The following is a 25,802-nucleotide window of genomic DNA, read 5'->3' as shown; positions in this document are numbered from 1 at the left end:
TTTATGAAAAAAATATTAATTTTAAGTTTAGCAGCAGCAAGTTTTTTAAATGCTGAAATTTTAGTTTATGGTCCAGGTGGTCCCGCTCCTGTGCTAAAAGAGCTTGCTTTAAAATTTGAAGAAAAAACAAAAGAAAAGGTGATTGTAACCGCAGGTCCAACTCCAGCTTGGATAGATAAAGCAAAAGAAAATGCAGATTTGATTTTTTCAGGCAATACTTCAATGATGGATGATTTTGCTAAAAAAATTCCAAGTTTAAGTTTGGAAAATTTAAGCGTTTTAAATGTGCGTCCATCAGGTATTATCGTGCGTCCAAATAATCCAAAAAATATTAAAAATTTTGAAGACATTTTAAAAGATGACATAAATGTTATGGTGGTTGATGGCGCAGGACAAGTTGGACTTTATGAAGATATGGCTTTAAAAAGTGCAAAAAGAGAAAATTTGGTAAAATTACGTAAAAATATAAAAATTTATGCTAAAAATTCCAAAGCTGCTGTAGATGAGTGGAATAACAATCCAAATATTGATGCTTTAATCATTTGGTCTCATTGGGCAAAGGCTTTAGGCGATGATAAAGCTTTATTTATCAAAGATAAAAATGCAGTGATTTATCGTGCAGCTGAAATAGCTCCTACAAAAAAAGGTTTAGAAAATAAAAAAGCTTTAGAATTTGTAGATTTTATTAAGAGTAAGGAAGCTCAAAAAGTGTGGAAAAAATATACTTGGAAAGAAGTAAAATAATTTTGAGTGAAATTAAAAAATAATTAATATTTATAGGATATAATCACTCCTAAAACATTAATTGCAATAATGTTTAAAATATCAAAAAAGGAAATTAAATGAGTACAGTAAATTTTAAAGGAAATCCTGTAAAACTTAAAGGAAATTCAGTAGAAGTTGGAGCAGATGCTCCTAAGGTAAATCTTAAAGCTAAAGATTTAAGCGTGATTGAAATCGGTGCAGCGGGTAAAACTCAAATCATTTTAAGTGTTCCAAGCTTAGATACACCAGTTTGTGCTACAGAGGCTAGAGAATTTAATAAAAAAGTAGCCAGTTACAATGGTGCTGAAGTGATTGTAGTAAGTATGGACTTACCTTTTGCTATGGGAAGATTTTGCAGTACAGAAGGTATTGAAAATTTAAGTGTTGCAAGTGATTTTGTGGCAAAAGAATTTGGTGAAAAATATGGTGTTTTGATAAATGAAGGTGCTTTAGAAGGGCTTTTAGCTCGTGCCGTATTTGTGATTAAAGAGGGTAAAGTGGCATATAAAGAACTTGTAAATGAAATCACAGAAATGCCAGATATTGCAAAACTTGATGCATTTTTTGGTGGTTCTAGCTGCTGCGGTGATTGTGGTTGCCATTAATTTTGATTAAGCCCATTCTTAGGGCTTAATTTTTATATCTTCATTTTTTTATTATTTTAAGTTGATTATATTTTAATTGTCAAGTTGATTATATTTTAATATTTATTTTGTGTAAGAATAATATAAAAAGGACAATAAAACTCCTATAAAATAGAGCTTTAAAATTATTATTTTTATTAAAATTTCAAGAGATTTTTATACTTCATTTTTTATAATAAGATGATTTTTTTATTTTGGAGGAATAAGGATGAATAGAAGGGATTTTATTAAAAATACCGCTATTGCAAGTGCTGCTAGTGTTGCAGGGCTTAGTGTTCCAAGCTCTATGCTTGGCGCGCAAGAAGAAGATTGGAAATGGGATAAAGCTGTTTGTAGATTTTGTGGAACTGGCTGTGGAATTATGATAGCTAGAAAAGATGGCAAAATCGTAGCAACAAAAGGTGATCCTGCAGCACCCGTAAATCGCGGACTTAATTGTATCAAAGGTTATTTTAATGCTAAGATCATGTATGGTGAAGATCGTCTTGTTATGCCTTTGCTTCGCATGAATGAAAAAGGCGAATTTGATAAAAAAGGCAAATTTCAACAAGTTTCTTGGCAAAGAGCCTTTGATGAAATGGAAAAACAATTTAAAAAAGCTTACAATGAACTCGGCGTTACAGGTATAGGGATTTTTGGTAGTGGGCAATACACTATCCAAGAAGGTTATGCTGCTTTAAAGCTTGCAAAAGCGGGTTTTAGAACAAATAATATCGATCCAAATGCAAGACATTGTATGGCCTCTGCAGTGGTTGGTTTTATGCAAACTTTTGGTGTAGATGAGCCATCAGGCTGTTATGATGATATAGAGCTTACAGATACTATTATCACTTGGGGAGCTAATATGGCTGAAATGCACCCAATCCTTTGGTCAAGAGTAAGTGATAGAAAACTAAGTAATCTTGATAAGGTTAAAGTTGTTAATCTAAGCACTTTTTCTAACCGTACTTCAAATATTGCTGATATTGAAATTATTTTTAAACCAAATACAGATTTGGCTATTTGGAATTACATAGCAAGAGAGATTGTTTATAATCATCCAGAGGCTATGGATATGAAATTTATCAAAGATCACTGCGTATTTGCAACTGGTTATGCTGATATTGGTTATGGTATGAGAAATAATCCAAATCATCCAAAATTTAAAGAAAGTGAAAAAGATACGGTTGAAAAAGAAAATGTAATCACTTTAGACGATGAAGAGGCTACTTCTTTATCTTATCTTGGCGTTAAAGCGGGTGATAAATTTGAAATGAAACATCAAGGTGTGGCTGATAAAAACTGGGAAATTTCTTTTGACGAATTTAAAAAAGGTTTAGCCCCTTATACTTTAGAATACACTGCAAGAGTAGCCAAAGGTGATGATAATGAGTCTTTGGAAGATTTTAAGAAAAAACTTCAAGAATTAGCTAATCTTTACATAGAGAAAAATCGCAAAGTCGTAAGTTTTTGGACTATGGGCTTTAATCAACACACAAGAGGTTCTTGGGTAAATGAACAAGCTTATATGGTACATTTTTTGCTAGGAAAGCAAGCTAAACCAGGTAGTGGAGCCTTTTCTTTAACAGGACAGCCAAGTGCCTGTGGAACAGCTAGGGAAGTAGGAACTTTCTCACATCGTTTGCCTGCAGATATGGTTGTAGCCAATCCAAAACACAGAGAAATTTCTGAAAAAATTTGGAAAGTTCCTGCAAAGACTATCAACCCAAAACCAGGTTCTCCTTATCTTAATATCATGAGAGATTTAGAAGATGGAAAAATTAAATTTGCATGGGTGCAAGTGAATAATCCATGGCAAAACACTGCAAATGCAAATCACTGGATTGCAGCAGCAAGAGAAATGGATAATTTTATTGTTGTAAGTGATTGTTATCCTGGAATTTCAGCAAAAGTAGCTGATCTTATTTTACCAAGCGCTATGATTTATGAAAAATGGGGTGCTTATGGTAATGCTGAAAGAAGAACTCAACATTGGAAACAACAAGTCTTACCTGTAGGTGCTGCCATGAGTGATACTTGGCAAATTTTAGAATTTGCAAAACGCTTTAAGCTTAAAGAAGTTTGGAAAGAGCAAAAAGTGGATAATAAGCTTACCTTGCCAAGCGTTTTAGAAGAGGCAAAAGCTATGGGTTATAGCGAAGATGATACACTTTTTGATGTGCTATTTGCCAATAAAGAAGCAAAAAGCTTTAATCCAAACGATGCCATCGCAAAAGGCTTTGATAATACCGATGTTAAAGGTGATGAGAGAAAAATTCAAGGCAGTGATGGAAAAGAATTTACAGGCTATGGCTTTTTCGTTCAAAAATATCTTTGGGAAGAATATCGTAAATTTGGCTTAGGGCACGGACATGATTTAGCGGATTTTGATACCTATCATAAAGTAAGGGGTTTAAGATGGCCTGTGGTTAATGGCAAGGAAACACAGTGGAGATTTAATACTAAATTTGATTATTATGCTAAAAAAGCGGCTCCAAATTCAGATTTTGCTTTTTATGGTGATTTTAACAAAATGCTTACAAATGGGGATTTAATAGCTCCTAAAGATGAAAAAGAGCACAGTATTAAAAATAAGGCTAAAATTTTCTTTAGGCCATTTATGAAAGCACCTGAAAGACCAAGTAAAGAGTATCCATTCTGGCTTGCAACAGGAAGGGTTTTAGAGCATTGGCATAGTGGAACTATGACTATGCGTGTGCCTGAGCTTTATCGCGCTGTGCCTGAAGCACTTTGCTATATGAGTGAGAAAGATGGAGAGAAATTAGGCTTAAATCAAGGTGATTTGGTTTGGGTGGAATCTCGTCGCGGTAAAGTAAAAGCAAGAGTAGATATGCGCGGAAGAAACAAACCGCCTGTAGGACTTGTGTATGTGCCGTGGTTTGATGAGAATGTATATATCAATAAAGTTACTTTGGATGCGACTTGTCCACTTTCAAAACAAACTGACTTTAAAAAATGCGCTGTAAAAATTTATAAGGCTTAATTTAGGGTTTTGATTAAATGAAAGGTAGAAGAGAATTTTTTGTTAGTGCTTTTAAGGCTGCATGTTTATGTACAGGAGGTGGATTTTTGGCTAATTTGGCTTTAAAAGCCGATGATAATTATACCTTGCGTCCTCCTGGGGCTGAAGATGAAGCTAGATTTTTAAGCAAATGTATTCGTTGTGGGCTTTGTGTAAAAGCCTGTCCTTATGATACTTTAAAGCTTGCTAGCTTGTTAGATAGTCCAAAAAATGGCACGCCTTTTTTTAAGGCAAGAGAAATTCCTTGCTATCTTTGTAAGGATATTCCTTGCATTAGAGAATGTCCAACTGATGCTTTAGATAAAAAGCATTTAGAGCAGGGTATAGAATCTTTGAAAATGGGTATTGCTATTGTTGATAGTGCTTCTTGTGTGGCACACTGGGGAATTCAATGCGATGCTTGTTATAGAGCTTGTCCTTTGATAGATAGGGCTTTAAAACTTGAGCTTAAACGCAATGAACGCACCGCCAAGCACGCTTTTTTACTACCTAGTGTGGATCATGAAGTGTGTGTAGGTTGTGGGCTTTGTGAACTTGCTTGTATTACTGAAAAACCGGCCATTCGTGTTTTGCCAAGGGAGTATGTATTGGGAAAAGCAGGATCTCATTATGTAAAAGGTTGGGATGAAAAAGATGAAGGTCGTATAAAAAATGCAGATACTTCAAAACATTTTGATGCTAAAAAAGCAACCAATTATTTAAATGATGGAGAACTGTGATGAAGTATTTAATTGCTAGACGCATCGTTCAGCTTGGAATTTTAGCGCTTTTTAGTTTTAAAGCTACAGATTTTATCTTGCAGGGAAATTTAAGTTCTTCTAGACTTTTTAATACCATACCTTTAAGCGATCCTTTTGCGGTTTTGCAAATCATTCTAGCAAGCTGGAGTATAGATTTAGTGGCTTTAATAGGAGCTTTGATTATATTTTTTATCTATGGTTTGCTTTTAGGAAGGGTTTTTTGCTCTTGGGTTTGTCCTGTTAATTTAATCACAGATTTTGCTGCTTTTGTGCGAAATAAATTAACCCTTAATAATAAATTTTTAATTTTGCCTAAAAATTTACGCTATTTTGTATTGGTCTTGGTTTTAGTCCTTTCTTTTGTATTTTCATTGCCTGTGTTTGAAAGTTTTTCTTATATAGGAATGATACATAGAGGGATTATTTTTGCTACAAGTTCTTGGATTTTTGTAGCCTTTATACTTTTTTGTATCGATACTTTTTTAAGTCCTAGGGCAATTTGTTCACATTTTTGTCCACTAGGAGCTTTTTATGCTTTTATTTCTCGTTTTGCTTTGCTTAAAATAAAGCATGATAGTGATAAATGCACTAAATGTTATGAATGTATCCGTATTTGTCCTGAAAAACAGGTTTTGTGGATGGTTGGAAAAGAAAGTACTAGCGTGAAATCAGGAGAGTGTATAAGGTGTGCAAGATGTATAGAAGTTTGTAATGATGATGCTTTGAATTTTAATATTTTTGATTTAAGGAATAAATAATGAAGAAGAAATTGGTTTTATTAGGAAGTGCTGCAGTGGTATTTTTTGCTGCTTGTGCAATGAATAGTGGGGTAAGTTCGGAACAAATTGGACTTAGAAAAGCAAGTTTAGAAAATGAAAATAAAGTAAATTTAGTGGAAGCAAATTTCACAACTTTACAACCTGGGGAATCTACTCGTTTTGAGCGTTCTTATGAAAATGCACCACCATTAATTCCGCATGCTATTGAAGATTTGTTACCTATAACTAAAGATAACAATATGTGCTTAAGCTGCCATGATAAGGCTATAGCAGCAGATGCTGGTGCAACTCCACTTCCTGCTAGTCATTATTATGATTTTAGACACAATAAAACCACAGGAGATGTGATTAGCGATAGTCGTTTTAATTGCACTCAGTGTCATGTTCCACAAAGTGATGCAAAACCTTTAGTGGGAAATAGCTTTAAACCTGAATTTAAAAATGAACAATTAAAAAGTCGTTCAAATTTAATTGATGTGATTAATGAGGGTGTAAAGTAAATAAATGAAAAAATTTCTTTTTATTTTGAGTCTTTTTTGTGTTTTGTCTTATGCTTATGAGCTGAAATTAAATGCCAATATAACAGCTTTAAAGCTTGATAAGCAAAACTTATATATAGGCACTGATAAAGGTGAAATTTTGCAATATAACATTAAAGATAAAAGTTTAAAAGAACTTTTATCTTTGCCAAAGATTAAAAATTATTATGGTGATGATTTTGCTAAAATTTACAACATTGATATTTTTAAACATACACTTTTAATACTTAGCGAGGGTGATTTTGGTGCTAAAAATTTAAGTTTTTATAAGGAAAATTTACAAATCAAAAAGCTCGAAGAAAATAGCATAATAAAAGCATTTTTTATCAATGAAAATACTTATCTTTTGATTTCTATCGGTTCTGAAATAGAATTGATTGATAAAAGCTTAAAGAATATAAAAAAATTTAATTTTTCCCATTCTAGTCTTAATGATGCAGCTTTAAACGAAGATAAGAGTAGGCTAGTTGCAGGTTTTGAGAGTGGCGAAGTGGAACTTTTTGATTTGAAAAATTGGAAGATGTTAAAGAACTATGATAAAATACATAAAGATAATATCTATCAAGTAGATTTTAAAAATAATGTTATTTTAAGTTGTGGAACGGATAGGCGCATAGGAGTTGTAAAAAATGAAGAACAAAATTTTTTACAAAAAGATTTTTTGATATATGCTTGTGCTTTAAGTCCTAATGGAGAATTGGCTGTTTATAGCGATAATGAAGCTGGAATTAGTGAAGTTTTTAGCACAAGTGATTTTAAGTCTGTTAAAACTTTTAATAATGAAAATTTGATGAGTGAGTTTATTATTTTTTTAAACAATAAAGATTTTATCGTTTCAGGCTTTGGTGATAGTATAATGTTTAGGAGTATTGATGAATAATCTTTCTAGTGTTTTGATTTTAGCAAAAGAAGAATATATAAATGATTTAAAAAAGGCTATATCTGAAATTCCTTTTTGTTCTGTAGAACTTTGTGAAAATGAAAAGATTATAGTTGCGATTGAAAGTGAAAATTTAGAAGATGAATTAAATTCTTATAAAATGCTTGAGAAATTGCCAAATATTGTCAGTATTAATATGGTTTTTTCTTATCAAGATTTAAATGATGATATCCAAAAAGCAATCAATAGCGGCGCAATAGAAACGATAGAAAAAAATGAAAATGCTGAGAATATTCGCTACTATGGTAGTGTATTTAATCAATTTTCTTAAAGTGTAAAGTATATATGGTATTTTTAATCCCATTGCTTATTATAATTGGTGTTATTTTTGGAATTGATTATGTGTATTTTAAAAATCAAGATTTAAAAGTGCAAGTTAAAAAAGAACAAAAAGAATTAAATTCTAGTTTAGAGAAAGAAAAAAAAGAATATATAGAAAAATTGTTTAAAACAAAATAGACATTAAAAATCATATTATTTTCTTAAAGATAAATTAAAAAGCTTTTTGCTAGAATTAAAGAAAAATTTTAGGAAATAGTAATGAAAAATACAGTCACTGAAGCTTCTATCTATGAGGCTCAAGGGTTAAAAGATGAAGCTTTGGAAATTTATAAAAATATCTTAAAAGAAGATCCGGATAACCAAAACGCTATCGATGCGGTTCGTCGTCTTAGTGGTTTTAGATCCAAGCATAAAGATTTAAACACTCAAATGTTGGATTTTTTTATTAATATGAAAAGCGATGAAGAAATTAATGAATTTAAAAGGTGGTTGATAAAAATATGAATTTGGAAGATTTAGCCAAAAAAACTATTAGCGAAGTTAGCTCTATCATGGAAGAGCAAAGAAGACAAAATGAAATTTTAAAAGAGCAAGAATTAAATAGAAAAACTGAAATAAAAGATGAATTACCACCTATGGAGTTTGTATGCGAAGAGCTTGATACTCCGCAAGACTTAGAAGATAAAATTTCTATGGCAAAATTTGAAGAAGAGCAAAAAGTACAAAATAATATTGAAATTTCTACTCATAAAAATAAAGAGTTTAAAAAAGAAGAGCCTTTTTTACAAAGTGAAAATTTAAATCCTAGTGTTATGCCAGAGGTTCAAACACTTAATGAGGATATTTTTTTAAAACATCTTAGAGAGAGAATTTTAGTTCTTTTTGAAGGTTTAAATAGCATAAAAAAAGATGATCTTGAAAATAGGTTAAACTTGACCATAAATTTTTTAGAGTTTTTACTTGCAAATATCGAAGATAAGCTTAAAAAATAATCCCGATTTACAGTTTATTGCTGAGTTTTTAAAGCCTTATACTAAACGAGCGTATTTGGTTGGAGGTAGCGTTAGAGATTTGTTTTTAGGTTTAAAAATTTGCGACTATGATATAGAGCTTTATGATATAAAACCTAAAGATTTTGAAAAGATTATGCAAAAATTGGGCGCACAAGGCTTTGGAAGAAGTTTTTTTGTGTACAAGTTTAAAAATTATGATTTAGCTCTTGCTAGAACCGAAAACAAAATAAGCTATGGACATAAAGGTTTTGAAGTTCAAATTTGCAATGATGAAAAACTTGGCGCCAAAAGACGCGATTTTACCATAAATTCTATGATGATTAATCTTTTTAATGATGAGTTTTTAGATTTTTATGGAGGATTAAAAGATCTAGGAACAGGCTTTTTAAGATATATTGACAAACAAAGCTTTCAAGAGGATAGTTTAAGAGTATTAAGAGCGGTAGTATTTGCCTCAAGGTTTAACTTTAAGATAACTAGTGAAAGCTTGAAATTGATGCAAAGTATGGATATAACTGATCTTAGCAAAGATAGGATCAATGCGGAGCTTTATAAATTCTTTAAAAGCCCTAGACTTGATGTTGGCTATAGATATTTGCAAGAACTTGACTTAGAAAAACAGATTTTCGGCTTTGAGAGTATTTTTAAGAGTTTGGAATTTCAAAATTTACTCAGACAAAGTAGAGAATTTGTAACAAGCGATGCTTTATTTTTGTATTTGTATTTGAATTTTTTTAATTTAGAAAAAGATATATTTTTTAAAAGAACTAAACTTAAAAAAGAATACCTAAAATACGCAAATCAAGCTTTTTATCTTGATGATATAAGTGATTTTGAACTAGCAAAAATTGCTTTTGAAATGCCTTTGAAGGAGTGGCTTGGACTTTGGAGTAAAAAGCGTATTGAACAAGCTAAAAGATTAAGGCTTTATGAGAATAAGTTTGAAAGTAAAATTTTAGCAAAAGATTTCATAAATGCTGGATTTTGTGGTAAAATTCTTGGTTTAAAGCTTCAAGAAGCAAGAGAGAATGAATTAAAAGAATATATAAAAAGGTTTGGTTAAATGATTTCTGTATTAAAAATTTGTACCAAAGATCAAAAAGGTTTAATCTATAGAATTTCTGATGTTATTTTTAAATATCATATCAATATAGTAAAAAACGATGAATTTGTAGGCGAAGGAATGTTTTTTTTTCGTGCTCTTTTAGAAGGTGAATTTGATAAAGAAGCTTTTATAGGAACGCTTGAGGCTATGCTTGGACAAGAAGCCTTGATAGAGCTTTGCGAGAAGAGAAAAAAAGATATTGTTGTTTTTGCTACTAAAGAAAGTCATTGTTTGGGAGATTTGCTAATAAAGCATTATAGTAACGAACTTGAAGCAAATATCAAAGCTGTGATTTCAAATCACAACTCTTTAAAGGATTTAGTTGAGAAATTTGAAATTCCTTATCATTTTATCAGTGCTGAAAATTTAGATCGTAAAGAGCAAGAAAATCAGATTTTAAAATGTCTTGAACAATATAAATTTGATTATTTGGTTTTGGCAAAATATATGCGAATTTTATCTCCTGATTTTGTTAGGCATTTTGAAGGTAAGATTATAAATATTCACCATTCTTTCTTACCTGCATTTATAGGAGCAAATCCTTATAAACAAGCTTTTGAAAGAGGGGTTAAAATAATTGGAGCTACGGCACATTTTGTAAATAATAATCTTGATGAAGGTCCTATTATCACTCAAGCTGTTTCGCCTGTAAACCATGAATTTACTTGGCAAGATATGCAACAAGCAGGTAGAAATATAGAAAAAGATGTTCTTTCAAAAGCACTTGATTTGGCTTTTGAAGATAGAATTTTTATACATAATAATAAAACTATAATATTTTAATGCGATAATTTTATTATAGTTTTATTTAAAGCATTAAAAAAATAATCAATATCCTCTTTTTCATGCGTATAATGCAAGCTTATTCTTAACCAACCTGGTTTTGTTTTAAGTTTTTGATTATCTTTTAAGCCTAGCAAATCATGACCATAAGGCCCAGCACAAGCACATCCAGCGCGTGTTTCTATGTGGTATTTTTTGCTAAGTTCGTAAGCGATATCAAAAGGAGAAATTCCTTTGATATTGAAAGCAAAAATAGGCAATCGGGTTTTTAAATTCTTTGCGTATAAAATTAAATTAGGTATAGTTTTTAGTTTTTTAAAAAAATAATCTTTTAGAATTTCTTCTTTTTTTTCTATATTTTTAATCCCTATAGAATCTTTGATTTTAAAAGCTAAGCTAGCGCGAATGAGTTGTAAAATTCCAGGTGTTCCTCCTTCTTCTAAAGCTTCTTCATTGCAAAGGTAGCATTGTGAAGTGCGAGAAACATAGCCCACAGTTCCACCTGCTGCAAAGCTAGGCTTGTTTCCACAAAGATCTTTTTTGATGGCTAAAAGTCCAGAACCGCCAATGCCACCGATTAATTTATGAGAACTTATAAACAACGCATCATAGTATTGACAAGATATGTTTTTATAAGGAATGAAACTAGATGCATCAAAAGCAACTATCCCTTTAAATTTACGAACCATTTCAGAAATGCGTTTGTAATCACTTAATATCCCAGTAACATTTGAAGCTAAAGAAAAGCTAGCGATTATTTTTCTTTTTTTATTTTTTTGTAAAGTTTTTTCTAGAAAATCAAAATCAATTTCTCCATTTTTATCTAAGGGAATTCTAATACATTCACATAAGCCTTCTCGAAATGAAAGTTCATTAGAATGATGCTCATAAGGCCCTACGATAACTAAAGGTAAAGTATTTTTATCAATTTGCGTAAAATATCTTTCTTTTACAAGAGGAGGAATGTAAATGCCGATCAATTCTTGAAATTTTTTAATAGCACTGCTTGATCCTGTTCCGCAGGCTATAAGGGCAAAATTTTCATCTAATGATAAACTTTTTTTTATATCTTTTCTTGCTTGTTCGTAAATTTGTTGAGTTTTAAAAGAATTTAAAGAGCTATCAGAATGTGTATTTGCATAGGTTGGGAGAATTTTTGAAATTTCTTTTTCTACGCATTTTAGAGCTAAAGCACTTGCTGTGAAGTCAAAATGCAAAATACCTTTTTTTAAGATCAATTCTTTTTTTAAATCTGAAATTTGCAAATACAATCCTTATAAAAATTTGCTAAAATTATACTATAAAAATGCTTTATAAAAGGAAAAATATAAAATTTAAGAACTTTGTAGATTTGCATAAGAATTTGTCTTTAAGTAAGCTTTTTGATTTTTATAGTGTGTTTGAAGGTTTTGAAAAATTAAACATTTTAAATTTTGAAGACGATGTATTTACAAATATAGAGCGAATTTTGCTTGATGATTATCTAAAAATTAAAAGTTATTTCGCCTTGGATGAAACAAGTTCTTACGCTCTTACTTTACTAGCTAAAAACAATCGCAAGCGTTTTTCTATCAATAGAAAAATTCAGCATTTTAAAGCTTTATCTACACTTAAATATCTTTTAGAAACAGGTATAATAAAACTTGAGTATAGTAAGGAAGCCAAAAAAATAAAAGATAAAAGACAAAAAATCAAAAAAGAACTAAGATCTTATGTTGTCCAAGATAAGATTATATTTAGCAATCATTTTACTCGTTTCTTTTTTTATTTTTTAAAGCCCAATGAAAAGCTTATTTTGCAAAATCGTTATAAAGAAGTTTTAGAATGCATTAAAGAAAAATTTGAACTTTATCAAAGTTTTTGTTTTGAACAACTTTCTAGAGAATTGCTTGAGAAAAAATTCAATATCAATGGAGTGCAAAGTTACTGGGATAAGAATTTAGAACTTGATCTTTATTATCAAGATGAAAATTTGTGTTTTGTCGGAGAGGTTAAATTTAAAAATAAAAAAATTTGTAAAAATATTTTAAATCTTTTAAAATCAAAAGCAAAGTCTTTAAATTTGGCTCCAAATTATTACATTATAATCTCAAAAAATGGTTTTAGCAAGGAATTTGATAAAATATACGAACAGAATTTGCTTTTACTTGATTTGAATGATTTTAAGATTTTATTAGAGGAATGATAAATGAATGAAAGTATTTTAAAAAGTTTAGACTCAAATGAAAAAGAAACCCTACAAAAAGGCTTAGAAAGTCTTATAGAACAAACTTATGTAATAGAAAATGAATACAAAACTTTAAATGAAAACTATAATTCCTTACGCGCAATGGTTGATGAGATTATAGAGGTGTTGCCTAGTGCGCTTTGGATTTTAGATAAAGAAAAAAATATTATTTTACAAAATCAAGAAGCCTTGAAAAATCCAAAATTACTTAGTATTATTAGTCTTGATAAAATTCGCGATGAGCTTGAATTTGAAGGTAGGTTTTATGCGGTAAAAATCATAGCACATAATGAAAAAACTATAGTTTCAGCTACAGATATTAGCGATGAAAAACGCAATGAAAGGCTTGCAAGCATGGGTAGTGTAGCGGCTCATTTGGCACATGAGATAAGAAATCCTATTGGATCTATATCTTTACTTGCTTCAACCCTTTTTGCTCGTAGTGAGCTTAAAAATAAGCATATAGTTCTTGAAATCCAAAAGGCTATTGCTAGAGTAGAGCGTATCGTAAATTCAACTTTACTTTTTACTAAGGGTGTGCACATCAATGCTTTAAATTTTAATCTTTTAGAGTTAAAAGAAGAGTGTGAAAGTGCCATTAACTCTTATAATTTCACTTCTCAAATAGACTTTGAAATATCTTTTTTGGATAAGCAGATTTGTGCTGATAAAGCTCTTCTTGGTTTGGTTTTGCAAAATTTGATTTATAATGCTATTGATGCGATAGAAGAAAGCGAATGTGAAAAGCCTATGATTAAAATTTTAGCAAGTTGTGATAATGAAAAAATATGCATCAGAGTGTATGATAATGGTTGTGAAATAAAAGATGAGAAATTGGTTTTTGAAGCTTTTAAAACAACAAAACTTAAAGGCAATGGGCTTGGCTTGTCTCTTTCTAAAGAAATCATAAACGCTCATAAGGGAGAGTTAAGTTTTCAAAGCGATCCTAAGAATTTTTATTTTACCTTACCTTTGGTGTGATAAATATTTTCTTTTCACCTCAAAACGGAACAGATCTTGCTTATATTATTTTAATATATTTAGGTTGAAGGCAGAAAAATCTAAATTAAGGAATTAATATGAGTATCTTTAGCATCAATGATAACTCAAACTATGGTTCTATACTTTCACAAAGTAAAGCTAATAAAGAAAGTAAAGAAAATTCTAAAATAAGTTTTGCTAATGCTTTTTTAAAACAAAATGCCAGCAAGTTAAGTGATATAGAAAGTAAAAATTCACAAACTCTAGCAAGAAGTGAAATATTAAGTAACAACAATGCATTAAGCAATAATTCAAATTCTACTAATATATCAAATAGTAGTAATACTAACCTTAGTATTAATAATGCTACTAAAACAAATTCTCCTAATTATGATATATCAAGTGAATTTAAAAACTCTATTTATACTCTAAAATATAAACAAGTAGATTTAAGCACTGATACAGCCTATGGTTATAGTGTAGATAAAGATGGTTATATGGGAAGTGATTTTAACAAAGCCGCAGGATTACCTGAAGATTTTAAGATACATAAATCTACTTTGGATGAGATAGAGAGATTTAATCAACATGGTATGGCTGATGAAACTAGCGGAAACTATTATGATAGTTTTGATATGGCTTCTATTGTTAAATCCTATTATAATAGCTTTAATCAAGTAATAAGTGCATTTCCAAATGATAAAACAAGCTTTAGTGAAGCAGATTTGGAACAATTACCAAAAGGACTAAATTATGGTCGTAATGAAAACAAAGAAAAAATTGTAAAAAATATATTTAATGCGGAACAATTTCACGAAGCACAAGCGATTAAATATTCTACTATGAATTTGGATATGAACCTTATGAAACTTGACTTTTCTCCACAAAGCATGGAGCAAGGACCTTCAAATGAAGGTGAATTTAATCCTGATATGTCAGTTTATCCACAAAATGAAGATGGAAATTATTCTAAAGAAGCTTTATTTATGAGTTTTTTAAAATCCTATCCGCCTTTTCCATCTCCAAATCAAGTTGTTTTTAGTCCTGAAGCAAAAGTTCGTGAAGCAAAACTTGAGCTAGAAATGAAAGCAAATCCTTCTTTTAGCGTTTCCTTAGACGACATCATGACAGGAAAAGTTGATTTTGCAAGTTTATTAAAAGGTTATGCACAAGATGGCTGGCTTGATGCAGGTATTTATGCAATGGAAAAAGGAGTTAAATGGCAAAATGTATACGTAGGCAGTGGAATCTCTTTTGATAGAGAATTTCATCAAGCAAAAGCTAATGGTTGGAAAGCAAGTAGTGAAAGTATAAATTCTTTTGCTGATTCTATAGCGGATAGACTCAATAATCTTTTAGAACAAACTAGGGTTTAAGGAAGTATTTGCACGAAGTCAAATTAAAAATATGATGACATTTGCAAATACTTATGCGAATCACATAAAGCTAGGCGCATCGTTTGAAAAGAGTATTAAATCTCCGTTTTTTGTTTCTTTAGCTAGAGTTTGAACTAGCTGGCTTTTTTCTTTAAGTATAATGGTTTTTATTTTTAACTCTTTTTTGAAAATTTCAGCATTGATTTGTGCGCTAATGATAGCAAGATCAAAACACTCATTAATGATTTTAGCAAGTTTTATATTTTCTTCTTCGCTTACTTCCACTATACCAGGACTTACTAAAACTTTGCGTCCTTTATAGCTTTTACAAAGTTCATAGCTTGTGCTCATACCTTTAAAATTTCCATTAAAACCATCATCTATGATAAATTTAGGCTCTCTTGAAAGCACTTGCAAGCGATGTTCTACGGAGTTTATATTTAAAACTTGCTTTTGAATTTTTTCTAGTTTTATACCAAGATAATGAGCACAAAGTATACAAACACAAAGATTTTGCGCGTTAAAATCCCCTAAAATTTGACTTTTAAAATCATAGGATTTATTTTCTATATCGATTTTAAATTCTAAACCTTCAAGACTTGAATGAATAAGACTTAATTTATCATCATAAAGGCTGATGAGTTTATCTTCTTCTTTTTGGGTGCTAGAGTGTAAAAAAGCCTTTTCTAGTCTTTTGGAATTTAAGGCTTCAAGTTTGGTTGATCGGATATTTTCAACACTTTTAAAATACTCTAAATGTGCATTGCCTATCTCTCCTACTATGCTGATGTGAGGTTGTAAAAAACGAGTGATTTCATCAATATCGCCTTTAAGTCTAGCACCTGCTTCAGCTATGTAAATTTGAGTATCTTGACTTAAATTGGTATTGATATCAGCAACTATACCTAGCAAGGTATTGACAGAGCGTGGTGTTTTGTAGCTTTTAAAGTCATCTTTTAAAAGTTCGTATAAAAAATTTTTAATACTTGTTTTTCCAAAACTTGCGGTAATGAGTATGATTTTTAAATTTTCATTGGCTCTTAGTTTGGCTTTGGCTTGTTTTTTATAATATAAATTTGTAAAAAACTCATAAATTTTAAGACTAAATAAAGCAAAAGGAAGGCTAAAAAGATTAAAAAGAAAAGAAAAACGCAAAGCAAGTATAGCAAAAATAGCATTATAAACAAAAACAAAAACAAAAAACCATTTAACCTTACTTGTAAAAACAAGCTTTTTATCTATACCTTTGTTCCAAAAATACAAAATCGGAGTATGGATCAATGCAAAATATGCCAAAGAGTATAAAGGAAAAGCTAAGAATAAAAAATAAGGAATAAATAAAAAATACAAATGCCACAAAGGTTTATGATAATGAAAAAACACGCGTTTAAATTTATAAGAATACCATTGTAAAGCACTCATAAGATAAAAAGCTATACAAAAATTAAAAAATAAAGAATTGATAAAATAAAGAGTATTGATAAGCATTTAAATTTCCTTAATTTTTTGAGCAATGAAAGCAGAATGTTTTAAAAAGAAAAAATGATCCCCCTCTAAAGGATAAAAAGTACTATTTTTTAAAAATTGATGCATTTTCTCGCCACAATACAAAGGCGTAGCTTCATCGCTTTTTCCCCAAAAAATCAAGCTTTTAGCCTTTTGCTTGGCAAAAATTTCACTAAAATCCTCATCAACAACCCTTTTAAAGGTTTCATACATCATAGGACTAAGATTTGCTCCATCTTTACTAGCAAAATAGCGATAAAATTTTCCCAAACCAAAGAGTTTTAAAATTTTAAAAATACGGATTTTAAAACGCACTTTTAGGGATTTTTTAGCTAAAATTCCTGCACTTGAAAGTAAGATTAGGGTGTCTTTTTCCTTTGCGAGCAGGGTGCTTACTTTTCCACCAAAAGAATGCCCCATGAAAAAACAGACATTGAGTTTTTTTTGTTTTAAAAAAAGTTCTGTGATATTGGCATAATCTTGAGTGTTTAAAATTTCTTCCACGCTTGAATTTCCAAAACCTGCCAAATCCATATAAATTTGACAAAAATCTTTTAAAAAAGGGCAAAAACTTTGTTTCATAAGTTCTTTATTAGCTCCCCAGCCGTGTAAGATAAGTATTTGCGGCAAGGAAAGATCACCTAAAATTTCATAAGAAATTTGATAAGTTTTGTTTTTATAAGAAAGTTGAGTTTGAGCCATTTTAAGCCTTTTGATTTTTGTAGATATTTTCTAAAAGTTGCATGGCATTTTGTAAGCGTTCAAATTCTTTCATACTAAGCATTACAGCTTCAAATTTGTTATTTTTTAAAATAACTATTTTTCCACTTTCACTTTTTTTGAGTTTTTCCATAATGGGACTAAAATTTCTTACCACCTCGGTGGCAGTGTAAATTTCATCTTGTTTAAAAGAGAGCATTCTTCTTCCTAAAATACGCTAAATTTTATGTATAATTTAGCGTATTTTGACTTAAAAGCTTATAATTTTCCTTTTTGTCCATTGATGGAGTGAAGGAAGTTGTAGTTGATTTTTATCATTTTTTCAAGTGAAATTTGATCAGCTAAAGCGTTTAAAGTGGTATTAAAATCTTTAAAAAGATAATTAGCCAAAGAACCAGGGTTTGGGTTGATTTCATTTAAATATACTTCATTATCCAGTATAAAAAAATCGCAGCGTATTAAAGCACCTTTAAACAAAGGATTGTAGATCTTTTTAAAACTATCTTTGAGTTTTTCTTTTAATTCTTCGCTTAAATTTGCTTCTATAAGCTCATTGTGTCCTGAAAAGCTAAGATATTTTTGTTCAAAGTCTAAAAATTCTTTTTTCTTTGGCTCTTCTATGATGGAAAAAACAAACTCATCATTGATCATGCATCCTGCAAGATTGTATTCTTTGATATTGTTTTTAAATTCTTCTACCACAAGATCATTATCAAATTCAAAACCTACATCTTTGGCGTATTCTAAATCTTTTTCATCTTTTACTATGCTAATACCTATACTACTTCCAAGTCTTGCAGGTTTGATAATGCAAGGAAAATTAAGCTTTTCTTTAGAGTTTTGATTTTTTCTTAGCATGGTATAATCAAGTGTTTTTACTCCAACGCTTTTGGCATAAAGTTTGGTAAGTTCTTTGTTAAAAGATAATACACTAGCTTCAAGTCTAGGTCCTATAAATTTAATAGAATAAAACTCAAATAAAGCCGCAATTTTTCCATCTTCTCCATCTCTACCATGGATAAGATTGATCACGTATTCGCACTCTAGTTTATTTTCTTTTAAAAAACCTTTGCTAAAAAAACCTCCTTGTTTAATGAAGAGTTCTTTTTCTTTTTTATAAGCTTTGGTGCTAAAAGTTTTAGAATTCATTTTTTCACTTGGGATATGATAAAATCTTCTTTCTTCATCGCAAAAAATAAATTCTAAATTTTGATTGATAACTTTTTTAAGCACCACAGCACTTACTATACTGATCTCGTGTTCATAAGAATTTCCGCCAAAAAGTATTGCAAATTTCATTTTATTCCTTTATCCTAGTTTTTTAAGAGCTTCTTTGATGAGTTCGCTTGTGCTTGTTGCTTGAGCGCTTGCTAAAACACTTATGATTTTTTCTTGTTTAAAGCCTAGAGTAAGAAGTGCGGCTAAGGCTTCGCTTTTATCATCACTCACATTTTCAAGTTTGGTTTTTGTATCTGAAAGTTCTACTATAATGCGTTTTGCACTTTTTGGACCTATACCAGGTACTTTTTTAAGCGCACTTTCATCGCTTAAACTTAACGCTTTGTAAAAAGAATTTACATCAAGACTAGAGCATACCGCCATAGCAGTATTTGCACCCACTCCATTGACTTTTAAAAGCATTTCAAACATTTTTTGCTCGTCCTTATCCAAGAAGCCATAAAATTTATTAGAATCTTCTTTGATGATTTGAGTAATAAAAAACTCGTGCTTTTCTTGAGTTTGAATTTTAGCAGAACAAAAAAGCGAAATAAATATCCCATAGCTTAAACCACTAGCACATTTTACAATGATAAAAGTAGGTTCTTTTTTTGTGATTATTCCTTCGATGCCGACAACCATGCTATATCCTTTTCTTCATAATCTAATTTTTTATGTATTTCTATACTTTCTTGGTTGTTTTGTATGACTTTTTTAATGCTTATAAATTTAGCACTTTCATTAATAAATGAAGAGTAAAAAATATCTTCTTTGGGCTCTAGAAGTGAAAATTTGACCTCATTCATATCAGTCCATTTGCCACTTTTATTTATAAAAGTTGCTTCAAAAAGCATTTTTTGCAAATTGATTAATTCTAATTGTAAAGATTTTTTGCGTTCAAGAAGTTCTTTTTCTTCATTTTGTAGTTTATTTAATTCAAGATTTTGTAAAGAGAAATCTTTTAGGGCTTTTTCGTATTGTATAGGAACATTTTGACCTTGATTTTTAAGTTCTGTTATCTTTTTTTCAACACTTAAAATTCCATTTTTACTTGATAAAATGTATTGTCTTATTTTATTCATTTTATGATTTAACTTAGAAATTTGCTCTCCTAAAATCGCAAATTCTTCATCATAATTTTTATCAAGAGTTTTAATTTTAGCATGAAATTTATTGTTATCCCCGTTAATGCGTTCTATTGTGGTGTTTTCAAAAAACACACAAGAATTATTACTTTCTAAATTTTCTATATAAATTTTATCAGCTTGTATATTTCCACCTAGGCTTTGTTTAATTCTTACTTCTTTAGCTTTGACTGTTCCACCTTCGAGCAAATCTATATTTAAAATTTCGGCTTCTGCAAATCCTCTATGAGTTTTTATATAGGCTTGTTTGGCTTGAATTTTGGCTTTAGAGTGTGTAGTGCCTTCAATTTTCATTTTAGCGGCATTAAGTTGAGTGTTGCTTCCTACGCTTCCGACTACATTTAATTCTTCACATTCTATCCCAACGCCAGAATTTACAGCATCTTTTACTTCTGAAAGAAATTTTATATTGATTTTGACATTTTTGTCTAGTCCAGCTCTTATAATCCCTATATTTTTAAAATCTACCCCATTAAAATCTAGTTCATTGGCGATATCAAATTTTTCACCATCTTGTACTACATAACCTTTTTTTAAAGCTATATATTCTGTGTATCCATCTTGCTCTACTTGTTTAAAAGCCGAAGAACAAGAAAATTTAACTTTATTTTCATTTGCGGCTAAAACTTTTAAGGTGTGTAAATTTAAGTCTTTTCCTTCTTTACCTTGTTTAAATTTGACGTGTTTTAAAACAACTTCATTTTCATCAACAACAATAATACCTGAGCGTTTTTCATCGATAGTGTAGTTTTTGGTTTTTTCTTTATAAGTCAAGATCAGGGATTCATCTTGACTTTCTATAGGATCAATACCTTGTGCAACGGTGATTTGTATAGTTTTATTTAAAGGGGTATTTTTATGTTGGTTGCAAAAAGACACTAAATTTTTCTTAAAATCAAAAATGCGGATACCTATTAAAAATTTAAGTTTCAACATCTTTTTATAAATATTTTGCAAAAGTTCTAGTGCTAGTTTTTCATGAAAGTCTAAATTTGCAAAATCAATTTGAGCAATTATTTTGGTTAAATTTTTATTCGCAACCAGTTTGACTGCTTGAGATGCTTTGCTTTGGTTTATGCCGTGGAAAATTTCTATTTTGTATTCTTGCTTGATTTGAAGATCATTTTTTAAAAAAATTTCATCTTTATCAAAAAGAGTTAATTCTTTTTCAGAGATTTTTTCCCATTCTAATTCTCCAAAACGATATTGTGTAGAAAATGCCAATAAACTAAAATCAAGCTCATTTAAGCTAAGGTTTGTTTGTGAAGCTACGCTTAAAAGCTCTCGAGCTGGATTTTCTGTATAGGCAATAATTTTTTCATCCAAAGTCAAAACTTTCCCCTTGTAAAAAATTAAGAATGTAATTATAGTCAATTTTTAATCAATTTTAGTTAAAATAGTTCTCTTTATATTTTGAAATTTATGAAAAAAATTAATGAAGAGTTTAGTATTTAAAAATTTTATTGTCAATGCTTTAGGAATTTTATTTTCAAGAATTTTAGGGCTTGCTAGAGATGTTTTAATAGCGCTTTTTTTAGGAGCAGGGCTTTATAGTGATATTTTTTTTGTGGCTTTAAAAATGCCTGCTTTTTTTAGAAGAATTTTTGCAGAAGGGGCTTTTGGACAAAGTTTTTTGCCTAATTTTGTAAAAGCGAAAAAAAAAGGAGCTTTTTGCGTTAGTGTAATGATGCAATTTAGCCTTATAGTTTTTTTATTTTGTCTTTTGGTAAGTTTTTTTTCCTCTTTTTTTACCAAGCTTTTTGCTTTTGGATTTAACGCAGATACTATAGCTTTAGCGGCTCCTTTGGTGGCGATTAATTTTTGGTATTTGTTTTTTATTTTTTTAGTTACTTTTTTAGGAGCTATTTTAAATTATAGACAAAAATTTTTCATTACCTCTTTTTCTGCGGCATTATTTAACTTAAGTATTGTTATAGCTGCCTTTTTTGTGGATAAAAATGCACCGCAAAATACACTTTATTATTTTTCTTATGCAACGGTTTTAAGTGGGGTGGCACAGCTTATTTTACATTTGCTTGTTTTAAAAAACAATCCTGTAATCCGTGCTATGGCTTTAAGTATAAAATTTAAAAAAGCCAAGGCTAAATTACAAGGTTTTTATGGCAATTTTTTTCATGGAGTTTTAGGTTCTTCTGCGACTCAATTTAGCTCATTGCTTGATACAACCATAGCTAGTTTTTTAATGAGCGGGAGTATTTCTTATCTTTATTATGCAAATCGTGTATTCCAACTCCCCCTTGCACTTTTTGCTATCGCTTTAACTCAAGTTTCTTTTCCAAAAATTTTAAAACATTTAAAAAGTGGTCAAGAAAATTTAGCCTTAAAATTTATGCAAAGAGCATTAGCGCTTTTAAGCATTTTGCTTATTGCTTCTAGTATTATAGGTTCTGTGTTTGCTTTGGAAATTTCAAAGCTTTTATTTGAAAGAGGAAATTTCACTCACGAAGATAGTGTGATTACGGCTTATGTTTTGATTGCTTATCTTATAGGGCTTTTACCTTTTGGTTTGCAAAAGCTTTTTTCTTTGTGGCTTTATGCAAAATTTAAACAAAAAACAGCAGCTTGGATCGCGGTAAAATCTTTAATTATCAGTGCTTTATGTTCTATGGCTTTTATATTTTTGATTAAAGATGAAAGTTTAAAGGTTATTGCAGTAGCACTTTCAAGCTCTATTAGTGCTTTTTATTTGCTTGGAGCCAATATCAAAGAATTTGGTTTTAAGAAATTTTTTGCTTTAATATCTATTAAAATTTGCTTATTGGTTATAGTTGCTTTGATTGTTTTTACGATCTTACTTGTTTTGATTAAACCTTATATTTTAAGTTTTTTTATAGGAATTTTTACAAGTTTTAAAGGAGTTTTTTAATGAGATTATTAGACAGTGTAACAAAAGAGAAAATAAAACTTGATAAAAAAGATATTAGTATTTATTTATGCGGGCCTACGGTTTATGATGATGCACATTTAGGACATGCAAGAAGTAGTGTTTGTTTTGATCTTTTGCGTAGGGTTTTACTTGCTCAAGGCAATAGGGTAAAATTTGCTAGAAATTACACAGATATTGATGATAAAATTTTAAAAAAAATGGCTCAAAGCGGTCAAACTTTAGAGGAAATCACGGAATTTTATATTAAAAGTTATGAAGAGGATATGAGGGTTTTAAATGTATTAGATCCTGATTTTAAACCTCGTGCAACGCATTATATAACAGCTATGCTTGATTTGATTAAAAAGCTTGCTAAGGATGGGTTTGTTTATACTCTAGAAGATGGAATTTATTTTGATACAAGTAAAGATGAAAAATATTTAAGCCTATCAAATCGCAATTTAGAAGAAAATATCTCTCGTCTAAGTAATGAAGTGCAAAAAAGAAATGAAAGCGATTTTGTGCTTTGGAAATTTGATGAAAATTTTTACGAAAGTGAATTTGGCAAAGGGCGTCCAGGTTGGCATACTGAATGTGTTGCTATGATTGATTCTATTTTTGAAAATACTCTTGATATACATGCTGGAGGGATAGATTTGCTTTTTCCTCATCATGAAAATGAAGCTGCGCAATGTCGTTGTGGATGTAAGAGAAAATTAGCAAATATTTGGCTTCACAATGGTTTTGTAAAAATCGATGGCGAAAAAATGAGTAAAAGTTTAAATAATAGTTTTTTTATAAAAGATGCTTTAAAAGAATTTATGGGCGAGGCTTTAAGATTTTATCTTTTGAGTTCTCATTATAGATCTCATTTTAATTATTCTTTATCGGATTTAGAAAATGCTAAAAAACGTTTAGATAAATTTTATCGCCTTAAAAAAAGATTGGATTTAGGTGAAATTTCTGATTTTGATGTTTTAAATGATATTGAAATAAAAAGCGAAATTGCTAAGCAAATTTTAGAGATTTTAAATGATGATTTAAATATTTCTAAAGCCTTAGCTCTTTTGGATGATTTTATCAGTAGTGCAAATTTAGAGTTGGATAAAGAAAGCAAAAATAAAATTTTAAAACAAAATATCAAAGAAGCTTTAAGTGAGCTAGCTAAAATTTTTGGCTTTGGTTTTATGGATACAACTTTATATTTTCAATGGGGTGTAAGCAAAGAAGAACGAGAAGAGATTGAAAAGTTAATTTTAGAAAGAACTGAGGCTAAGAAAAACAAAGATTTTAACACAGCTGATGCAATAAGAGAGCAATTAAATAGTAAAAAAATCACTCTTTTAGATACTCCAAATGGAACAATTTGGGAGAAAATAAATGCATAATGAGATGAATTTAAAAGAGGTTTTAATACGCTTTAAGCCCTTTTATAAAAGATATTGGAAACAATTTGCTATAGCTATTTTTGGTATGATTTTAGCAAGCGGAGGAACTGCTGGAAGTTTTTATGCTTTAGAGCCTATTTTAAATTATATTTTCGTTGAAAAAAATGAAGCTTTACTTTATACAGTGCCTTTTTTGCTAGTATTGATGTATTTTTTTAAAAATCTTGGAACTTATTTACAAAGTTTTTATGTTTCCTTTATAGGAACAGATATGTTAAGAGTATTGCGTGCTAGGGTTTTAAAAAATGTTTTACGCTTGGATATGGATTTTTTTAAACGCTATAGAAGCGGAGAGCTTGTAAGTCGTTGTACTAATGATATTAATGCGCTTCAAAGCATAGTATCAAACATTATTCCTGATTTTTTTAGAGAGCTTTTAACTGCTATAGGGCTGCTTGCGGTAGTCTTGTATCAAAGTCCTACTTTGGCTTTTTTTGCTTTAGTGATTTTGCCTTTAGCTATTTTTCCTTTGGTATGGTTTGCTAAAAAACTTAAAAAATATGCAAGAAATATACAAGAAACAAATTCGGATTTGCTTTCTTATTTGGGTGAAATTTTTTCAAATATTGAATTGATCAAAGCTAATGATAATGAAAAAAAAGAAAGTGATAAATTTGCTAAGCATAATGATACTTTGTGTAAATTAAACCTAAAATCCGCACGTATTGACGCACTTACAAGTCCTTTAATGGATATGATGGGTTCTGTTGGGGTTGCTGTGGTGATTATTGTAGGGGGTAGAGAGGTTATCAATGGTTCTATGAGTGTGGGAAGTTTTATCAGTTTTGTTTCGGCACTTTTTGCGATATATACTCCTTTAAAGCGTCTTTCGTCTTTATATGGAAAACTTCAAGGTGCTGTTGCGGCAAGTGAAAGAACTTTTTATTTATTGGATTTAGAACCTCAAATTAAAGGTGGAAGCAAAGAATTAAAAAACATTGAAAAAATTAGCTTTGAAAATGTTGAATTTGCTTATGAAAACCCACATAAAAGTGTTTTAAAAGGCGTAAATTTTGATTTTGTTAAAGGGCAAATGCTTGCTCTTGTAGGGACAAGTGGGGGTGGTAAATCTTCTATTATTAATCTTTTGATGTATTTTTATGAAAAGCAAAAAGGTAAAATTTTACTTAATCAAGAAGATATTAGCACTTTTACCATAGAAAGCTTACATGCTAAAATAGGACTTGTAACGCAAAATATTTATCTTTTTAATGATAGTTTTGCTGCAAATATTGCTTATAGCGAAGAGTTAGAAGAAGAAAAAGTCATCCAAGCTTTAAAATTGGCCAATGCCTATGAATTTGTTAAAGAAATGGGCGGGATTTGGGCTGAAGTAAAAGAACATGGTAAGAACTTAAGTGGAGGGCAAAAACAAAGAATAGCAATCGCTAGAGCTTTATATAAAAATCCTGATGTGCTTATTTTTGATGAAGCAACTTCAGCTTTGGATAATGAAAGTGAAAAAGCAATAGTTAAAACTATAGAAAATTTAAAACAAGACAGATTGATTTTAGTGGTTGCACATCGTTTAAGCACTATAGAAAATGCAGATAAAATAGTAGTATTGGATAAGGGCAAGGTATTGGCAATAGGTAAAGATGAAGAGCTTTTGCAAACTTGTTCTTTGTATCAAAAATTTAAAAGTAAAGAAAAAACAAAGCCTAGCTTTAGTTAATTTTAGT

The 25,802-nt window shown here is 30.1% G+C and carries 26 protein-coding genes; 19 read left to right on the top strand and 7 right to left on the bottom strand.

The window, feature by feature from the left end; translation table 11 throughout:
- Positions 1 to 3 precede the first annotated feature (3 nt).
- From peb2 to purU, 13 genes are all read left to right on the top strand, one after another.
- Entirely contained in the window at positions 4 to 744 is a 741-nt protein-coding gene (gene peb2 / locus ELQ04_RS03890) for an AcfC family adhesin PEB2 (RefSeq protein WP_002867970.1), read from the top strand.
- A 98-nt stretch (positions 745 to 842) separates the two neighbouring features.
- Positions 843 to 1,370 (top strand): thiol peroxidase, encoded by a 528-nt coding sequence (tpx, locus tag ELQ04_RS03885; protein ID WP_134224443.1) that lies wholly within the window; start codon positions 843 to 845, stop codon positions 1,368 to 1,370.
- Between the two features lie 247 nt (positions 1,371 to 1,617).
- The gene (gene napA, locus ELQ04_RS03880; RefSeq protein WP_002852404.1) at positions 1,618 to 4,392 is read left to right on the top strand and encodes a periplasmic nitrate reductase subunit alpha; all 2,775 of its coding nucleotides are present in this window, start codon (positions 1,618 to 1,620) and stop codon (positions 4,390 to 4,392) included.
- 17 nt (positions 4,393 to 4,409) lie between these two features.
- Positions 4,410 to 5,150 carry a ferredoxin-type protein NapG gene (napG, locus tag ELQ04_RS03875; protein ID WP_002859812.1) on the top strand — a complete coding sequence of 247 codons (741 nt, stop codon included), beginning with the start codon at positions 4,410 to 4,412 and terminating at the stop codon, positions 5,148 to 5,150.
- Positions 5,147 to 5,929 (top strand): quinol dehydrogenase ferredoxin subunit NapH, encoded by a 783-nt coding sequence (gene napH, locus ELQ04_RS03870; protein ID WP_074470854.1) that lies wholly within the window; start codon positions 5,147 to 5,149, stop codon positions 5,927 to 5,929. The genes napG and napH overlap by 4 nt, the downstream gene beginning before the upstream one ends.
- Entirely contained in the window at positions 5,926 to 6,450 is a 525-nt protein-coding gene (locus tag ELQ04_RS03865; RefSeq protein WP_072227270.1) for a nitrate reductase cytochrome c-type subunit, read from the top strand. The genes napH and ELQ04_RS03865 overlap by 4 nt, the downstream gene beginning before the upstream one ends.
- 4 nt (positions 6,451 to 6,454) lie before the next feature.
- On the top strand, positions 6,455 to 7,369 hold the full coding sequence (locus ELQ04_RS03860) for a WD40 repeat domain-containing protein (RefSeq protein WP_002938424.1): 915 nt from the start codon (positions 6,455 to 6,457) through the stop codon (positions 7,367 to 7,369).
- Complete coding sequence (locus ELQ04_RS03855) at positions 7,362 to 7,700, top strand: chaperone NapD (protein WP_002938423.1); 339 nt, start codon at positions 7,362 to 7,364, stop codon at positions 7,698 to 7,700. Before ELQ04_RS03860 ends, ELQ04_RS03855 begins: the two co-directional genes overlap by 8 nt.
- Before the next feature lie 14 nt (positions 7,701 to 7,714).
- A complete protein-coding gene (tatA2, locus tag ELQ04_RS03850; RefSeq protein WP_002852615.1) occupies positions 7,715 to 7,888 on the top strand; it encodes a Sec-independent protein translocase subunit TatA2 in 174 nt (57 codons plus the stop codon).
- 81 nt (positions 7,889 to 7,969) lie between these two features.
- A complete protein-coding gene (locus tag ELQ04_RS03845) occupies positions 7,970 to 8,215 on the top strand; it encodes a tetratricopeptide repeat protein (RefSeq protein ID WP_002856910.1) in 246 nt (81 codons plus the stop codon).
- Positions 8,212 to 8,703: a hypothetical protein gene (locus ELQ04_RS03840; RefSeq protein WP_002938420.1), complete on the top strand. Its 492-nt coding sequence runs from the start codon at positions 8,212 to 8,214 to the stop codon at positions 8,701 to 8,703. The genes ELQ04_RS03845 and ELQ04_RS03840 overlap by 4 nt, the downstream gene beginning before the upstream one ends.
- Positions 8,672 to 9,787 carry a CCA tRNA nucleotidyltransferase gene (locus ELQ04_RS03835; RefSeq protein ID WP_032595211.1) on the top strand — a complete coding sequence of 372 codons (1,116 nt, stop codon included), beginning with the start codon at positions 8,672 to 8,674 and terminating at the stop codon, positions 9,785 to 9,787. Before ELQ04_RS03840 ends, ELQ04_RS03835 begins: the two co-directional genes overlap by 32 nt.
- Entirely contained in the window at positions 9,788 to 10,612 is an 825-nt protein-coding gene (purU, locus tag ELQ04_RS03830; protein ID WP_002852510.1) for a formyltetrahydrofolate deformylase, read from the top strand.
- Here purU and ELQ04_RS03825 read toward each other — a convergent pair.
- A complete protein-coding gene (locus tag ELQ04_RS03825) occupies positions 10,609 to 11,883 on the bottom strand; it encodes an aminotransferase class V-fold PLP-dependent enzyme (RefSeq protein WP_079263773.1) in 1,275 nt (424 codons plus the stop codon). The two genes, purU and ELQ04_RS03825, sit on opposite strands and share 4 nt — an antisense overlap.
- 35 nt (positions 11,884 to 11,918) lie before the next feature.
- On the opposite strand from ELQ04_RS03825, the gene ELQ04_RS03820 reads away from it, so the two are divergent.
- The 3 genes from ELQ04_RS03820 to ELQ04_RS03810 all read left to right on the top strand — a co-directional run bounded on the left by ELQ04_RS03820 (position 11,919) and on the right by ELQ04_RS03810 (position 15,196).
- Positions 11,919 to 12,797, top strand: a complete 879-nt coding sequence (locus ELQ04_RS03820; protein ID WP_079264683.1) for a DUF234 domain-containing protein — start codon at positions 11,919 to 11,921, stop codon at positions 12,795 to 12,797.
- A gap of 3 nt (positions 12,798 to 12,800) precedes the next feature.
- Complete coding sequence (flgS, locus tag ELQ04_RS03815; RefSeq protein WP_002859823.1) at positions 12,801 to 13,820, top strand: fla regulon two-component system sensor histidine kinase FlgS; 1,020 nt, start codon at positions 12,801 to 12,803, stop codon at positions 13,818 to 13,820.
- Positions 13,821 to 13,918: 98 nt separating this feature from the next.
- Positions 13,919 to 15,196, top strand: a complete 1,278-nt coding sequence (locus tag ELQ04_RS03810) for a hypothetical protein (protein ID WP_044778122.1) — start codon at positions 13,919 to 13,921, stop codon at positions 15,194 to 15,196.
- Positions 15,197 to 15,256: 60 nt separating this feature from the next.
- Here ELQ04_RS03810 and murF read toward each other — a convergent pair whose 3' ends face one another.
- Genes murF through ELQ04_RS03780 form a run of 6 tightly spaced genes read right to left on the bottom strand, consistent with a single transcriptional unit; the run spans position 15,257 to position 21,117 of the window.
- The gene (gene murF, locus ELQ04_RS03805) at positions 15,257 to 16,684 is read right to left on the bottom strand and encodes a UDP-N-acetylmuramoyl-tripeptide--D-alanyl-D-alanine ligase (RefSeq protein WP_044778121.1); all 1,428 of its coding nucleotides are present in this window, start codon (positions 16,682 to 16,684) and stop codon (positions 15,257 to 15,259) included.
- On the bottom strand, positions 16,685 to 17,404 hold the full coding sequence (locus ELQ04_RS03800) for an alpha/beta hydrolase (RefSeq protein WP_044778120.1): 720 nt from the start codon (positions 17,402 to 17,404) through the stop codon (positions 16,685 to 16,687).
- Position 17,405: 1 nt separating this feature from the next.
- Positions 17,406 to 17,621, bottom strand: coding sequence for a type II toxin-antitoxin system Phd/YefM family antitoxin (locus ELQ04_RS03795; protein ID WP_002852622.1), 216 nt, complete (start codon positions 17,619 to 17,621; stop codon positions 17,406 to 17,408).
- Between the two features lie 59 nt (positions 17,622 to 17,680).
- Positions 17,681 to 18,721 (bottom strand): D-alanine--D-alanine ligase, encoded by a 1,041-nt coding sequence (locus tag ELQ04_RS03790; RefSeq protein ID WP_002938081.1) that lies wholly within the window; start codon positions 18,719 to 18,721, stop codon positions 17,681 to 17,683.
- Positions 18,722 to 18,730: 9 nt separating this feature from the next.
- Positions 18,731 to 19,282 (bottom strand): Holliday junction branch migration protein RuvA, encoded by a 552-nt coding sequence (gene ruvA, locus ELQ04_RS03785; protein ID WP_044778119.1) that lies wholly within the window; start codon positions 19,280 to 19,282, stop codon positions 18,731 to 18,733.
- Entirely contained in the window at positions 19,258 to 21,117 is a 1,860-nt protein-coding gene (locus tag ELQ04_RS03780; protein WP_002938085.1) for a flagellar assembly protein A, read from the bottom strand. Before ELQ04_RS03780 ends, ruvA begins: the two co-directional genes overlap by 25 nt.
- A gap of 103 nt (positions 21,118 to 21,220) precedes the next feature.
- On the opposite strand from ELQ04_RS03780, the gene murJ reads away from it, so the two are divergent.
- From murJ to ELQ04_RS03765, 3 genes are read left to right on the top strand one after another with little or no spacing between them, the layout of a single operon-like run.
- On the top strand, positions 21,221 to 22,672 hold the full coding sequence (gene murJ / locus ELQ04_RS03775) for a murein biosynthesis integral membrane protein MurJ (RefSeq protein WP_002938087.1): 1,452 nt from the start codon (positions 21,221 to 21,223) through the stop codon (positions 22,670 to 22,672).
- Positions 22,672 to 24,060: a cysteine--tRNA ligase gene (cysS, locus tag ELQ04_RS03770; protein WP_002938088.1), complete on the top strand. Its 1,389-nt coding sequence runs from the start codon at positions 22,672 to 22,674 to the stop codon at positions 24,058 to 24,060. The genes murJ and cysS overlap by 1 nt, the downstream gene beginning before the upstream one ends.
- Positions 24,053 to 25,795, top strand: a complete 1,743-nt coding sequence (locus ELQ04_RS03765) for an ABC transporter ATP-binding protein (RefSeq protein ID WP_002858782.1) — start codon at positions 24,053 to 24,055, stop codon at positions 25,793 to 25,795. Before cysS ends, ELQ04_RS03765 begins: the two co-directional genes overlap by 8 nt.
- Positions 25,796 to 25,802: the final 7 nt, after the last annotated feature.

The sequence above is a fragment of the Campylobacter sp. CH278 genome, from assembly GCF_004378845.1.
In the GTDB taxonomy this organism is placed as follows: domain Bacteria; phylum Campylobacterota; class Campylobacteria; order Campylobacterales; family Campylobacteraceae; genus Campylobacter_D; species Campylobacter_D jejuni.
Note: the sequence above shows the minus strand (reverse complement) of the source record. Positions and strands in the feature narration are given on the sequence as shown.